Source organism: Lactiplantibacillus songbeiensis (assembly GCF_005405125.1).
Classification (GTDB): Bacteria; Bacillota; Bacilli; order Lactobacillales; family Lactobacillaceae; genus Lactiplantibacillus; species Lactiplantibacillus songbeiensis.
The window spans coordinates 1-14,731 of record NZ_BJDL01000042.1; the positions used below are offsets into that span (position 1 = coordinate 1).

Below are 14,731 nucleotides of genomic sequence, written 5' to 3' on the forward strand. Positions count from 1 at the left end.
GTGGTGATTAAAGTATAGGTCTCCATGACCTTTTTGTGTACCTTACCGGGTGTTGCACTTCAATTTTAAATCCGGGTGTTTAACGAGATACAATGAATTCACTGGCAAAACTTTTTTCTTAAACTATTTTTGATATAATGACATGATGACACTTTATTTGTGGAGGAATTTTAATTGAGTAAATATGACTATTTAGTTGTTGGGGCAGGGTTGTTTGGGGCTGTATTTGCACATGAAGCGGCTTTACGTGGTAAACGGGTTAAAGTGATTGAAAAGCGTAATCATATTGCAGGTAATATCTACACTAAAGAAGTCGATGGGATTCAAGTACATCAATATGGTGCGCATATTTTCCATACTTCTGATAAAGAAGTGTGGGATTATGTGAATCAATTTACTGAATTTAATCGTTATACAAATAGTCCCGTGGCTAATTATAAAGGTCAGATGTATAACTTGCCATTTAACATGAATACTTTTAGTGAACTTTGGGGTGTACGGACACCAGCAGAAGCCCAGGCTAAGATTCAGGCACAAAAGGATGCAGCTAAGTTAAATGGTGAACCTAAAAATCTTGAAGAGCAAGCGATTTCGTTGATTGGTACTGATGTGTATGAAAAGCTAATTAAGGGCTATACCGAAAAGCAATGGGGACAAAAAGCTACTGACCTACCAGCGTTTATTATTCGTCGGTTACCAGTGCGCTATACTTTTGACAACAATTACTTTAACGATACTTATCAAGGGATTCCAATTGGTGGTTATACACAAATTGTAGAGAAAATGCTAAATCATCCAGAAATTGATGTTGAAACTGGTGTGGACTTCTTTGCCAATAAAGATCAATACCTCAAGGATTATCCTAAGATTATTTTTACCGGAATGATTGACCAATACTTTAATTACCAATTAGGTGAATTGGAATACCGGTCACTTCGTTTTGAAACTGAAGAGTTAGACGTTGATAATTATCAAGGTAATGCGGTTATTAATTATACCGATGCTGAGACACCATTTACGCGGATTATTGAGCACAAACATTTTGAGTTCGGCAAAGGTGATAAAGATAAAACTATCATTACTAAAGAATATCCGGCAGAATGGAAGCGTGGGGACGAACCTTATTATCCGGTTAACAATTCGCGTAATAACTCTTTGTATAAACGGTATGCGGAATTAGCTAAGCAAGAAGGTAATGTTATTTTTGGTGGTCGTTTAGGTCAGTATCGGTATTATGATATGCATCAGGTTATTCATGCAGCATTAGTGGCAGTGGGTGTAGAGTTTACAAACGATATTGAAATGTAGTAAAAGTATTGAGGTGCTTACTTGAATAAAATAAAGAAAATCGCAAAAAAATTTTATAGTGATACACGGTATTTTTCTATTAGTTTAGCGATTTTACACTTTAAAGAGACCTTAACTAGGTATACAGCGTATAAGATGCCGGCTAAAGATTATTTGAAAAAAGATAATATTGTTTTGACATATTTAAGTGAAAAATACAATGAAGTTGTGTTAGATGAAGCCCATTATCCGTTAGAAAAGCAAGATGAGAATCGAAGAATCTGGGTCTTTTGGTATCAAGGTGAATCTAGTATGCCACCTATAGTGAGGGAAACATATCGGAGTATTAAGGCAAATGCGAATGGGCATGAAGTAGTTTTAATTACAAAATTGAACATTGATACGTATATTGATGTGCCTTCAATTATAAAAAAAAGAGTATTGAATAAAAATATAACATTGGCACAGTATAGTGATATTATTAGAGCTTGTTTGTTATCACAATATGGTGGACTATGGATGGATGCTACTGTGTTAGTTACAAGAACTATACCTGAAGAAGTATTTGAAGTTCCATTTTTTACGATTGCAAATGCACAAGACCAAAAGAATCCGCTTTTTTATATCAGTGTAGCACATTTAAGATGGACAACTTATGTTTTTGGTGGTAGTCCGCACAATCCACTATTTGAGTATATGCGCTCGGTTCTTATTGCGTATAACTCTACTGAAGAAAGTTTGATTGATTATCTTTTAATTGATTATGTTATAGAATTAGCTTGGAGACAATCTGACGTAGTCAAGTCAATGTTTGAAAACGTTAGTTTGAGTAATCAGAATAAGGAAGAACTCGTCCATCGATTAGACGCGACTTTTCCGGATGAGATCACAAGAAAATTGTTATTCAGCAGCACTCAATTTTTTAAATTATCGTATAAAAGAAAGTTACAAGCTAATTCGAAAAGACAAACAAATTATAAGTTGTTAGTTGAACAAACTTTTTTGAAGGCTTACGGAGTTGGAGACGGACTATGAAGATAACGTTTATTTTACCGGGCTTTTCAAGGTTTCCAGTCGGAGGCTTTCAGGTTGTTTATCAATATGCAAACTATCTGTCTAGTAAAGGGTATGATGTCGAAGTAATACATGCAATGTTTTTACCAACGCAAAAAACACCGACACTAGTAGAAAAAAGCAAATATGTTGTTAAGCAATTATTATTAAGCTGTGGGATTATCAAACCATGGTTTAAATTAGATCCGAAAGTTAAGGTAACCAATAAAGGAAGAGTTACTAAAGAGATGGTTAGAGATGCAGATCGTGTAGTTGCAACTGCTTGGGAAACTGCAGAGTTTGTTAATACTTTGCCTAATCGTTGTGGGTTGAAGTATTACTTTATACAGCACTATGAAGTATGGGGAGGAAAAGAGCGAGTTGATGCAACTTGGAAACTACCGTTGAAAAAAGTTGTAATTGCATCATGGTTAAAAAATATAGCAACGAGTTTGGGTGAGAATGCTGAACTAGTACCAAATTTCGTTGAACATGAGAATTTTTATTTAACTAATGCCATTGAACAGAGATCTCCAATTATTTCAATGTTATACAGTGAATATCCGATTAAGGGTTCAAGCGATGGGCTTAAGGCATTAGAACTTATCAAAGCAAAATATCCCAATGTATTGATTAAATTATTTGGTGTTTTTGATGAACCAGAGAATTTACCCGAAGACACACAGTATTTTAAAACACCAAGTCGGAGTGTGTTGCGTGATCAAATTTACAATGAATCTGCAATTTATGTTTTTCCAAGCTTATCCGAAGGATGGGGACTAACCGCGACCGAGGCGATGGCATGTGGCGCGGCGCTTTGTTCAACTGATAACGGTGGAGTCGATGACTTTGGGGTTGATGGCTTATCAGCATTAATCTCTCCCATTAATGATCCGGTTTCATTATTTAAAAATATCGAACGATTATTATTGGATAGTTCTTTACGAGTAAAAATAGCTCAAAATGGACTAGAAAAAGTTGCTGAGCTGACCTTTGAACATTCAGGACAACTTTTTGAAAAAGCAATTTTGTAGTGAAGTTCCAGAAGGGTTATCGGTTTAGACTATGAAAATCATACGAAATTATTTGTATAACGCAAGCTATCAAGTATTAATTTTAATTACACCGTTAATAACAGTTCCTTATATTGCGCGGGTGTTGGGTCCTAGTGGTGTCGGAGTTTATTCGTATACTAATTCAATCATTACTTACTTCGTCTTAATTGGAACGATTGGAATCACTGTATATGGTAATCAACAGGTTGCATTTCATCGAGATAAGATACGGGAACGTTCAAAAATATTTTGGGAAATTGAATTATTACAGATAAGCAATGTGATAATAACCTTCTTTGTTTTTGGTGTTTTTCTGATACTAGATCATCGTTATCGGTTATTTATGTTATTTCAATCTTTCCAATTGTTGGCAGGAGCCTTTGATGTCTCATGGTTTTTTATGGGCATGGAAGATTTTAGAAAGACGGTCTTTAGAAATACACTTGTGAAATTGGCTACTTTAGCGGCGATTTTTATTTTCGTTAAGAGTAAAAGTGATTTGGGATTATATATCTTAATCTTAGCTTTATCACAATTACTAGGGAATTTTACGCTTTGGCCATATTTGAAAGGCAATATTATTTGGATCCAGTTGAAAGAATTACGAATTTGGCATCATTATGTGCCTGCATTGATGTTGTTTGTTCCACAAGCAGCAAATTTAGTTTATCAGCAGGTAAATAAGACTATGCTAGGTAATCTTGATTCAGTTAGTTCGGTTGCTTACTTTGATTATGCTGATAAATTAATCAAAACGGTATTGGCGGTAGTGACAGCGACGGGGGTTGTTATGTTACCACATATGGCAAACCTATATGTCAAAGGAAAACTCGAAGAAATTAGAAAGTACCTTTACAAATCCTTTGAATTTGTTTCTTTTATTGCAATTCCATTAATGTTTGGAATTGCTGGTATTGCAACTGCATTAGCTCCGTGGTATTTTGGACGTGATTTTACAGTTTCTGGGATATTGTTAATAATTGAAGCACCGGTTATTATCTTAATCGGTTGGAGTAACGTTATTGGACAGCAGTATATGATGCCAACAAAACAAATTCCAACATATACCAAGTCAGTAGTTCTTGGTGCAATCGTAAATGTTGTTCTAAATGTACCATTAATATTGAAGTTTGGTGTAATTGGTGCACCAATTGCAACAGTTGCAGCAGAATTGGTTGTCACAGCATACCAGATATTTAGTGTTAGACATCAATTGATGATTCGCTATCTGTTTACCGATTTGAGTAAATATTTATTTGCCGGTGTGACAATGTTTGTCTTTGTCTATTTACTCAATACGTCGATGAATATCGGAGTGTCAAATCTTTTCTTGCAAATTGTTGAAGGCGGACTTATTTACTCCGGAATTCTATTAGTTGTACAACCTCAATTAGTTATTGATGGAAAAAATCTAATTTTTGCAAAATTCCAGAAAAAATGAGTTTAGTTTATTTAAGTAGAATGTTTTAAAGGAGATAAGCATTGAAAATCAAAATATTGGTGGCGGCCCATAAGCAAGCTAAAATGCCGACGGATACGGAATTATATTTACCAGTACAAGTTGGTAAAGCACTACATCCTGAGTTAAATTTACCTTATCAATCAGATAATGATGGTAATAATATTTCATCAAAAAACAGTTCTTACAATGAATTGACCGCAGTATATTGGGCTTGGAAGAATTTAGAAGCTGATGCAATTGGATTAGTTCATTATCGGCGACTATTAAGTTTAAATCATAAAAAAGACTTCTCGACTGTTTTGTCTAAGAAACAGACAGAAAAATTGTTACAAGATAATGATATTATTCTTCCAAAAAAGCGACATTACTTTATTGAATCAAATTATTCACATTATGTCCATGCACATCATAGTGAACCGTTGAATCAGTGCCGAAGAATTATTGTAAAGTATTATCCACAATATTTAAAAGCTTATGATGCCGTTATGAAACGAACCTCGGCACATATGTTTAATATTTTTATAATGAAAAAACCATATTTTGACGAGTACTGTGTCTGGATGTTTGATGTTTTGAAAAAGCTAGATGATACAATAGATGTACGTGATTATGATGCCTATGAGGCGAGAGTCTTGGGCTTTGTAAGTGAATTATTATTGGATGTTTGGCTACAAAAGAATCAATATTCATATAAAGAAGTTAATTGTCTATTTATGGAAAAGCAGAATTGGCTAAAAAAAGGCAGTAGTTTTCTAATTAGAAAACTAGTTGGCTTTCGGGCATCAAAAGTATGAGTAAGCGGATCCAATGGATTGATGTAGCCAAAGGTATTGGAATCTTGCTAGTAGTTTATGGACATGCCCTTGGAGGTATTATGAATGCTGATCAAGGGGGAAATACTAACATATTACAAGTTCTCTACAACATTATCTACGGATTTCATATGCCACTCTTTTTCTTTTTGTCTGGAATATTTGCTAGAAATTGGGTTAAAAGGGCTGTCGGGATTGCCTTAAGGCAGAAAATAACATCGTTAGTAATTCCTTATTTTATTTGGACAGTAATCACTGGTAGTATTATGGCTTTGGCTCAAAAGTATACTAATTCTGGTTTGGGAATTCGAAACATACTATTATCCCCAGTTGCACCATTTTCTGAATATTGGTTTTTATATGTTTTATTTGTTACTTTTGTCGTCTATTATTTTGGTGTCAGATTGTTTGGCGAACAGGGTATATTGGGAATTGCTGTTATCTTTTTCCTGCTACGTCCATTTATTTATCATTATTGGATTTTTGATGCATTTTCATTAAATTTTGTCTTTTTCTGTATCGGAACTGAAGTATTTGAGTTGAATCAAGTTTTTGAATTTTTAGAATATTCTAAGAAGAAAGTTTTGCTAGCAGTGTTATTATTCATAATAATAAATGTTATGAATTTAGCTGTTTTGAAGACTAATAATTATATGGCTGAATCATATACTAAAGCGCTAACCGTGATTATTGGTGTTTTATTAATTGTGTATATCGCACAATGGTTAGAACACTTTCCTAAATTAACTACGAGATTAGCATGGTTAGGACGTGCTTCAATGGCAATTTATGTAATGCATCTAATTCCTATTGCTGGTTCACGAATTATTGCGCTAAATGTTTTAAAAATAAATAGTTTATTTTTGCTTTCAATAACAATAAGTATTATTGCTTTAACTATGTGTTTGATTGGGTATTATTTACTCGAAAAAACAAAAATAGGACGGCTATCGTTTGGCGAAGGCTTAAAAACTAAGTGAATATATATTATATGGAGGAACTATGAATTCAAATTTTTCTTTTTTACCTTTTTTTAAAGTGTTGTGGTACCGATTAATATGGATTATCTTGTTTGCAATAATTGGTGGAGGTATTGGTTATGCCTGGTTGCACCAAACATATACGCCTACTTATACAGTTGCTGCAAATGTAGATATTCATCATACTAAGACTAGTCGAGGAAGTTATTTAGATCAGTTGAATACTGATGTCAATCGATTAGGAACCGTTCAAAGTGAAATGAGTGATTTGGGAATTTACCGAATTGCCAGCTCTACTCTTAAACAAGATAGTAGTATTGATTATTCAGCGAATAAAATGCAAAAGAGTGTGAGTGTACTTGGAAAACCCTCTAGCACTATTTTAAGTGTTTCTGCAACTACTGATAGTGCCAAAAAATCTAGTGCGGTGGTTAATGCCATAATCACAAGCTATAAAAACAAGTATACGAAAACAGATAAACGTCTAGTTGTTAAGCAACTGTCAAAAGCCAAGGCGTCTTCAGCCGTTGTCAGTAAAGCAATGTATTCAAGTTATATTAAGAATGGGGCTATTATTGGTGCCGTTCTTGCATACGTAGTCTGTTTATTACTATATTTCAAGCAGAGAAAAAACAAACGACAGTCTAAACGTGGTCAACTTAAAAGTGAGAAATAATAGGGGTAGTCAATTATGAGAGTTTTGGTCGTAGGAGACTTTCTAAAATCTAGTGGTATGACTAGGTATATTTTCAATATCATTGGTGCGATTAATAGTGAAAATATCCAAATTGATGTGTTATCTGTATCTGGGTCTCGGGAATGCCAAAAGATGGTTGAGCAAAAAGGGTGGAACTTCAATGTTATTTCACCTGCTAATGGGAGTCTTTTCAGCCACATCTTTGAAGCGCATACTTTTTTTAAAAAATATGCAAAACGATATGATGTTGTTCATTTTAACGAGACAGCATTATGGAATTTTTTACCGATTCTATTTGCACATCGCTTTGGATCAAAGCATATTGTTTTGAATTCCCATAATACCTACTTTGCATCTGATGGAAAGTTGGTTGTGCTTAAAATTCTAGAAGCTTTACATGGCTTTGGTAAATGGCTAGTTAGCAAATTTATTTGGAAAAATATTGCTGTTTCAGAAGAAGCGGCACGGTGGATGTTTCCGCGAAAAGTTATTCAAACTCATCAGTATGAAATCATTTCTAATGGAATAAAGTTAGAAGATTTTGGCTATGATGAAAGACAACGGCTTCTAATCAGAAAACAGCTTGGAATTAATACAAATGATGTTTTGTTTGGAAGTGTAGGCATACTGAATAAGAGAAAAAATCAGACAAAAGTTATTCGGGTTTTTAATGAATTTCTAAAGCTTAATTCTGGTGCTTATCTAGTCCTAATCGGAGACGGGCCAATGAAACAAAACCTGATCAAGCTAGTACAGTCATTAGAAATAGAAAATAAAGTTTGTTTTTTGGGTATAAAACAGAACGTGACTGCATATTATCAAGCAATGGACGCCTTGCTAATGCCGTCGCTTAATGAAGGATTAAGTACAGTATTAATTGAGGCTCAGACTGCTGGTTTAAGTGTTTTTGCCTCGTCAGTAATACCATTGGGAAATTCTCTTCCTGAGTTAGTACATCCTTTGAAACTAGAAGATACTGATTCGATATGGGCACAATATATTTCAAATAACTTATCTATATCTAAAAGAAAATCACGGGTTAATGAAATGCGAAGTCAAGGATTTGATTTGAGGGATGCTACTCGCAATGTATATAAGATGTACTTAGAGGGAGGAGTAGAATGATTAAAGCAACAGTAGCAATTTTATTGTCGACTTATAATGGAGAGAAGTATTTAAAAAGTCAAATTGAATCAATACGACAGCAATCATACCGTGATTGGCGGCTTTATATTAGGGACGATGGCTCAGTTGATGGGACTCAATCTATTATTCGTGATTTTGTAACAAAAGATAACCGTATTTTTTGGATTAATGCCTCTAAACAGATTAACCTTGGCGTGAAACAATCTTTTTTTGAACTGCTAAGCTATAAACAGGCAAACTATTATATGTTTTGTGATCAAGATGATGTTTGGTTACCAACTAAGATCTCGGTAACAATACAACAAATGAATCTGGATAATAGTATTCCACAATTAACATTTACAGATTTAAGGTTAGTTGATCAAAATCTTAGTACTATAAATAGTCAAGTGTTAAAAAGTATTGATATTGATACATGGCTAACGAAAGATAATCTTGTTTTTGATAATATTGTAACTGGTTGTACCGTCATGATTAACGATGCTTTAAAAAAGGAAGCTTTGCCTGTGGATAGTGCTAAAATCGTGATGCATGATTGGTGGTTTGCAATTATTGCCTCGCAAATTGGTCAGATCCACTTTGTAGATGAGCCAACTATTTTATATCGGCAACACGGGGATAATCAGGTTGGAATTAACGCTAACTTTTTTAATAAAATTAAAAAGTTGAAAAATATTATTAGTTTTAAAGAACAGGTGAAATTGCAAATAATGCAATCTAAATTGGCCTTTAATATGCTTAATATAAGGCCAAGCGTACAAATTCAGCAATTCTTTAATGTGGCAAGTTCATCAAATCTTTTGAATAAATTTTTGAAGCAAGAAAAATATAGGTTTAAAAAGCATACTATTCCAGGAACATTGGCCTTAAATTTTGTATTGCTTTTTTTTAAAGTTGATAAAGGCTAGGAGGAGTGTTTTTGACAACTAAAGTGAACATGAACAAAGTCATACCAGATTCAGGAACGCTCCGGGAAAGAATCTTTTTTGGCTTATATGCTTTATATGAAGTGTGTTATTATCTTTTTGGTGTAAGTAGTATCAATTCCTTTTTTAATACAAGCAAATTAACGTTGAGTGTCAATTTGCTTGTTATTATTGGCTTGACATTTTTTGTGGTAACAAATAAGTATACTTTCAATCAAATCGTATTAGTATCTATTAGCATTCTTTTAGGCTTATATGCGTTCTTTATTATAAAACTAAATGTATTGTTAATGGGTGTAATGTTTATGGCTGCTGCTAAAAATGTTAATCTGAATCGATTCATAAAGAAAGATTTTTATTTACGAACGATATTGCTATCGATGATAATTCTTGCAAATCGGATTGGTTGGATTCCGAGTCGAACCGGATTGCGTGAGGGAAAATTATTTACAATTGTTCGGGATACATTAGGATTTGGTCAGTTCAATATTACCGGTGCTTTGATAATGATTTGTGTTCTTGAATACGTGTACTTGAATTTTGGACGATTAACTAGTTGGTCGTATCAAGTGATTGCTTTGGTTGTTGTATTGACATTAGTGTTAACTAATTCAAGAGGTTCGATGCTTGCTGTGATTCTTTATGTGCTTGCATCTTGGGCGACACAATATCATCTGAAAAAATTTAAGGTATTTGCGCTAAGGTTGGCAGTATATTCAAAATATATTTTTATCTTGTTCACATTGATTTCAACAATTACTGTAGCGTTATTTAATTATGGTAGTGCTGCATGGCGGACTATTAATTATGTAACTTCTGATCGAGTTAATATTTTAAATCAATATTTTCATCAATTTGGAATTCCTTTGCTCCCTCAAGTGGTAAAGGATTATCGTTCAGCTGGAATTATTGTAATGGACAATATCTATGTAACCTTGGCCATTCAATATGGTGTGTTGATATTAATAATGTTTGTAATTTATTACTATATTTTATGTAATAACGCTTTATTTAAAGGTAACATTGAATTTATTATTTTAGTAATAACCCTAATGGTTTTTGGAATGATTGAATCAACCTTCTTTATACCAGGCATTAATTTTACAGTTATGATGGTGTTTGCTAATTTAACACCTCAAAAGGAACACAAACTAAGGAGTGAGCTTTAAATGAAAGGTATCATTTTAGCAGGTGGTTCTGGTACACGACTTTATCCGATAACAATGGTAACTTCGAAACAGTTAATTCCAATATATGATAAGCCGATGATTTATTACCCGCTATCCACCTTGATGTTGGCAGGTATTCAAGAAATTTTAATTATTTCAACACCGCAGGATGCGCCACGTTTTAAGGACTTATTGGGGGATGGCTCGCAATTAGGCATACATTTGGAATATGCGGTACAAGATGCGCCAAATGGGTTAGCAGAAGCTTTTTTAATTGGTGAAAAGTTCATTGGTGATAGTTCGGTCTGTTTAATACTTGGAGATAATATTTTTTATGGTAATGGGTTATCACAGCTGGTACAAAATGCTGCTGGATTAAAGCAAGGTGCTACAGTTCTGGGTTACCGAGTTAATGATCCTGAACGTTTTGGTGTTGTCAGTTTTAATAAAAATCGCGAAGTAGTGAATATTGAAGAGAAACCAGAGAAGCCAAAAAGCAATTATGCTATTACGGGCATCTATTTTTACGACAATACGGTTGTTTCAATTGCAAAAAATATCCGCCCATCTCAGCGTGGTGAACTAGAAATAACGGATATTAATAATGTTTACTTAGAACGACATAGCTTGACAGTTCAGTTGCTGGGTAGAGGGTTTGCTTGGCTTGATACAGGTACTCATGAGTCGTTGCAAGAGGCTGCTGGTTTCGTACAGACAGTCGAAAAACGCCAAAATTTAATTATTGCTAGTATTGAAGAAGTTGCATATAGAATGCATTACATTGATGCGCAGCAACTGCAAGAACTTGCTAAACCGTTATCTAAAAATAAATATGGTCAGTATCTAATGAATATCGCCCAAGAAAATTAACTTTTTGTTGAATGTACTTTGGAGGAACTTACATGAAAAAGCATAGAATTTTTTTGTGGTTAATCCTTTTGTTTATGTTGAGCATTACTGCTTTTTTTATTTTTGAAAAACGACAGCAACAAGATAGAAAAATAGAAGAAAGACAAACACAAGAAGAAGCACGTAGTTCAATACTCAATTCGAAAGTCCCTATTACGGACAAAGTGGGTTCATTTGTGTGGTTGTATGCGTATAAAAAAGATACTAGTCAGAATTGGATGTATATTAGAAGTCAATTGAAGATTGCAAAAAAGTCGGATTTAAGATACGTTGTATTACCTATTGTTTTTAAAAAAGAATATATTAAATCTGGTAAGTTTGACTATTCTGAATTTGATAGGGTGATTAAACAAGTACGAAAAGAAAAATTAAAACCAATCATTGTTTTTAGTGCTGATAATGTTAAGGATGTTTCTGCATACAGGTCGCATAGTGGAAAAGTGATTCAAAAGTACGAGAACTTAATGAAAGATGCAGTTATAAGGTATAAAGATAATGGTATAGTTTGGCAGATGTGGAACGAGCCGAATAGCTTATTTTGGTTTAATCAAAGTGAAGATGGAAATAATCGTAAATTGGTTCATGCTTGGATAGGTATGGAAAAGAATTTATATCATTTTATTCGAAAGAATGATCCCAATTCTATTTTCTTGGGTGGTGCTTTAGCCGGGAACTATTCAGACTCGAAAAATACGATTAAGTTAGCACTCAATGATGGCCTAGCTTCAACTGCTGATGCCATTGCCAACCATCCTTATATTTCCAGCGTTGAGCCCAATAAAGGGGCACCTGAGAATCTGCTTGTATTAAACTCCAGAAATATATTGGTGAGTCTAACGAATTCTAAAAATATAGAAGCAGTTAAGAAGATTCCTTTAGTTACTACCGAGATGGGGTATTCTATGGGCAAGACGCATCATGGAATTTGGTCTGAAGGTGACCAAGCAAATTATTTAGCTAGAAGTATTTTTATATTGGATATGCTACATCAACCGATTATTTCATTGTATAGTTTAGTTGATGAAGGAAACGGTAGCGGCCAATGGGGAATGTACCGAGGTAATGCACCAGATTATGCTGCTAAACAAAGTGGGGAATTAATAACACAATTATTAAGCAATTTAGAAGGATATCGATTGTCGTATCGGGTAAACCAGTATCTTAATCAGGATTTTGTCTTATTATACATTAAAACAGGTCAACATAAACGTTATGTATGTTGGACCACTGGGACTAATCATCAAGTGGAAATTGCTAATCAAAAAGTAACGCTTTCTCAAACTCCACAAATTGTCTATGAAAAATAAAAAAGCAAACGGTTGTCATCATTTAGAGTGAAATCGAGATGATGACCGTTTGCTTTTTTACCGACCAAATACGTATTTGGAAATGTGTAAATTAAGTAATAATTGGTAAAGTATAATTGGAAAAATGATGCCACAGATTGTACCAACAGCGATTAATAGATAAGGTTGAGAAAGCCCAAAATGAATTAATATAAAACGGCTCCCGGCTAGGAATATCCAGTGAGCAACATATATCTCAAGGCTTAATTTTCCTAGAACTGTTAAAAATTTGGTTGAAAATTTATTAGAAAATACAAGGATAGACACTGATCCTAAGACAGCCAAGATAAGTTTGATAATAATGTTGAGAGTTAACGAGTAGTTCAAAATACTAATTATAGAAAATATACTTAAAAAAAGTAGTGTAGAGATGATGCCAACACTACTTTTTGAAAAGTAGTTTAAGCCGATTCGTTCATGTATAAAAGCACCTAGCGCAATAAAAAATAAGGCTAAGCCAATGTTAGAAAATTGCCAAATATGAATGAATGATAAAACAATTACTATAAATAATGAAACAAATAGTGATATAGTGATTGATTTTCCTAAATAGTTAAATATAAAGTAGTATAGAATAAATGCAAAAAATAATGCGTAAACAAACCAAAATTGATCCAGTGGACGGATTGGAATGTAAAGCAATGCTTTCCACCCAAGGCTTACTACGCTTTTGCTTTTCATGAGTATCATGAAAGTACCTTGAATGATACTCCAAATTACATAGGGAATTAATAGTGCCACCGCTTTCTGTTTAAGGGCTATTGCTGGTTGACGTTTTAGCCAACTAGCAATAAAAAATCCAGAGATTAAGAAAAAAAGTGGCATATGAAAAGCATAAATTATACCATGCTGCCAATCATAACTCTGCTGATTCATGCCAACACTGTAAAAAGTTCCCTCTAAGGCATGACCATAAACTACTAATATAATTGCAATTCCCCTAGCAGAATCTACCCAGTTTACTCTTTTTGTCATTTGAATACTCACTCCTAAGTTAAATTCAATTAGAACATATCATTAAGTGGGATTTCTAACAATTGTATTTGAAAGTAAAGTTAATGAATTAAAAATAATGGGCTAAATAATATCTTTTTATAAAACATTCTAAAACTAATGTATAATTAAAATTGTTTTTTGTAGGAGGACAAGAATCGATAGACATTAGAAAGCATAGGAAGGTATGTTATTTTGAAAAGGGAACGTTTAGTCAAAATTATTAGTTTTTGCTTAATTATTATCATTGCGTATTTCATATTAATGCGCTCAAGCAATTCGTCTTTTTCTGAAACAATTATTAATATTTTATATGATAAAAAGGTACAAGTTTTGAATGTTGTATTTTTAGTTGCAATTTTTGCATCCTTAATTGCAATTTTGGGTTCTTACTGGTTTGCAAGCTCATTATTTCTGATTGTTATGGGACTCATAGCTATTGTGAATTTTGAAAAAGTGCAACTAAGAAATGAAGGCTTTTTACCTTCAGATTTATTAATGATTAGTTCATGGAATAAAATCTTAAGTATGGTAAGTCCGTGGCTAATTGTTGGAATTTTGGTGTTAATCACTGCAATTGGAACTATGTGTTATATGATATTACGAAATGTTAAATTTCGTATTCATTGGTCAATACGGGTTGGTATTGTTGTACTAACAGTTTTTATCGGTTATGGATTGGGTAATTCTCAGCAAAAGGATACTGTTTTTTATACTGTCGGACATGCTATGGGAAATGATCCACTTTATTTAAATCCAGTAATTGCAGTCCAAACGAATGGGCCAATCATCAATTTTATGAATAATGTAAATGTGAAAATTACCTCAATTGTCAAATCAAGTGCAACACTAAGAATCTATTCTTAGAAGTGGTCTAGTTGCTAAGCTAGTTCAGG

At 33.5% G+C, this 14,731-nt stretch carries 14 protein-coding genes; 13 read left to right on the top strand and 1 reads right to left on the bottom strand.

The genetic code is table 11. From position 1 onward, the window contains the following. Nucleotides 1-174 precede the first annotated feature (174 nt). The 12 genes from glf to FFM77_RS13660 are packed head-to-tail and all read left to right on the top strand — an operon-like array spanning nt 175 to nt 12,803. Nucleotides 175-1,308, top strand: a complete 1,134-nt coding sequence (gene glf, locus FFM77_RS13605) for a UDP-galactopyranose mutase (RefSeq protein ID WP_137636319.1) — start codon at nt 175-177, stop codon at nt 1,306-1,308. A gap of 21 nt (nt 1,309-1,329) precedes the next feature. Continuing rightward, complete coding sequence (locus FFM77_RS13610) at nt 1,330-2,322, top strand: capsular polysaccharide synthesis protein (protein WP_137636320.1); 993 nt, start codon at nt 1,330-1,332, stop codon at nt 2,320-2,322. After that, nucleotides 2,319-3,374 (top strand): glycosyltransferase family 4 protein, encoded by a 1,056-nt coding sequence (locus tag FFM77_RS13615; RefSeq protein ID WP_137636321.1) that lies wholly within the window; start codon nt 2,319-2,321, stop codon nt 3,372-3,374. Before FFM77_RS13610 ends, FFM77_RS13615 begins: the two co-directional genes overlap by 4 nt. Before the next feature lie 31 nt (nt 3,375-3,405). Beyond that, nucleotides 3,406-4,836 carry an oligosaccharide flippase family protein gene (locus tag FFM77_RS13620; RefSeq protein WP_137636322.1) on the top strand — a complete coding sequence of 477 codons (1,431 nt, stop codon included), beginning with the start codon at nt 3,406-3,408 and terminating at the stop codon, nt 4,834-4,836. A gap of 41 nt (nt 4,837-4,877) precedes the next feature. Beyond that, nucleotides 4,878-5,651 (top strand): DUF4422 domain-containing protein, encoded by a 774-nt coding sequence (locus FFM77_RS13625; RefSeq protein ID WP_137636323.1) that lies wholly within the window; start codon nt 4,878-4,880, stop codon nt 5,649-5,651. After that, nucleotides 5,648-6,649, top strand: a complete 1,002-nt coding sequence (locus FFM77_RS13630) for an acyltransferase family protein (protein WP_137636324.1) — start codon at nt 5,648-5,650, stop codon at nt 6,647-6,649. Before FFM77_RS13625 ends, FFM77_RS13630 begins: the two co-directional genes overlap by 4 nt. Nucleotides 6,650-6,671: 22 nt before the next feature. After that, nucleotides 6,672-7,325, top strand: a complete 654-nt coding sequence (locus tag FFM77_RS13635) for a Wzz/FepE/Etk N-terminal domain-containing protein (RefSeq protein ID WP_137636325.1) — start codon at nt 6,672-6,674, stop codon at nt 7,323-7,325. A gap of 15 nt (nt 7,326-7,340) precedes the next feature. Continuing rightward, the gene (locus FFM77_RS13640; RefSeq protein WP_137636326.1) at nt 7,341-8,471 is read left to right on the top strand and encodes a glycosyltransferase; all 1,131 of its coding nucleotides are present in this window, start codon (nt 7,341-7,343) and stop codon (nt 8,469-8,471) included. Further along, complete coding sequence (locus tag FFM77_RS13645; protein ID WP_171001648.1) at nt 8,468-9,400, top strand: glycosyltransferase family 2 protein; 933 nt, start codon at nt 8,468-8,470, stop codon at nt 9,398-9,400. Before FFM77_RS13640 ends, FFM77_RS13645 begins: the two co-directional genes overlap by 4 nt. Nucleotides 9,401-9,411: 11 nt before the next feature. Next, the gene (locus tag FFM77_RS13650; protein WP_171001649.1) at nt 9,412-10,587 is read left to right on the top strand and encodes a hypothetical protein; all 1,176 of its coding nucleotides are present in this window, start codon (nt 9,412-9,414) and stop codon (nt 10,585-10,587) included. Beyond that, nucleotides 10,588-11,457 (top strand): glucose-1-phosphate thymidylyltransferase RfbA, encoded by an 870-nt coding sequence (rfbA, locus tag FFM77_RS13655; RefSeq protein WP_137636327.1) that lies wholly within the window; start codon nt 10,588-10,590, stop codon nt 11,455-11,457. A gap of 32 nt (nt 11,458-11,489) precedes the next feature. Then, nucleotides 11,490-12,803 carry a hypothetical protein gene (locus FFM77_RS13660; protein WP_137636328.1) on the top strand — a complete coding sequence of 438 codons (1,314 nt, stop codon included), beginning with the start codon at nt 11,490-11,492 and terminating at the stop codon, nt 12,801-12,803. Between the two features lie 57 nt (nt 12,804-12,860). Here the strand turns inward: FFM77_RS13660 and FFM77_RS13665 are convergent, their stop codons facing one another. Then, on the bottom strand, nt 12,861-13,817 hold the full coding sequence (locus tag FFM77_RS13665) for an acyltransferase family protein (RefSeq protein ID WP_137636329.1): 957 nt from the start codon (nt 13,815-13,817) through the stop codon (nt 12,861-12,863). Between the two features lie 213 nt (nt 13,818-14,030). Between FFM77_RS13665 and FFM77_RS13670 the strand changes: the two genes are divergently transcribed. Continuing rightward, on the top strand, nt 14,031-14,702 hold the full coding sequence (locus tag FFM77_RS13670) for a hypothetical protein (protein WP_137636330.1): 672 nt from the start codon (nt 14,031-14,033) through the stop codon (nt 14,700-14,702). Nucleotides 14,703-14,731: the final 29 nt, after the last annotated feature.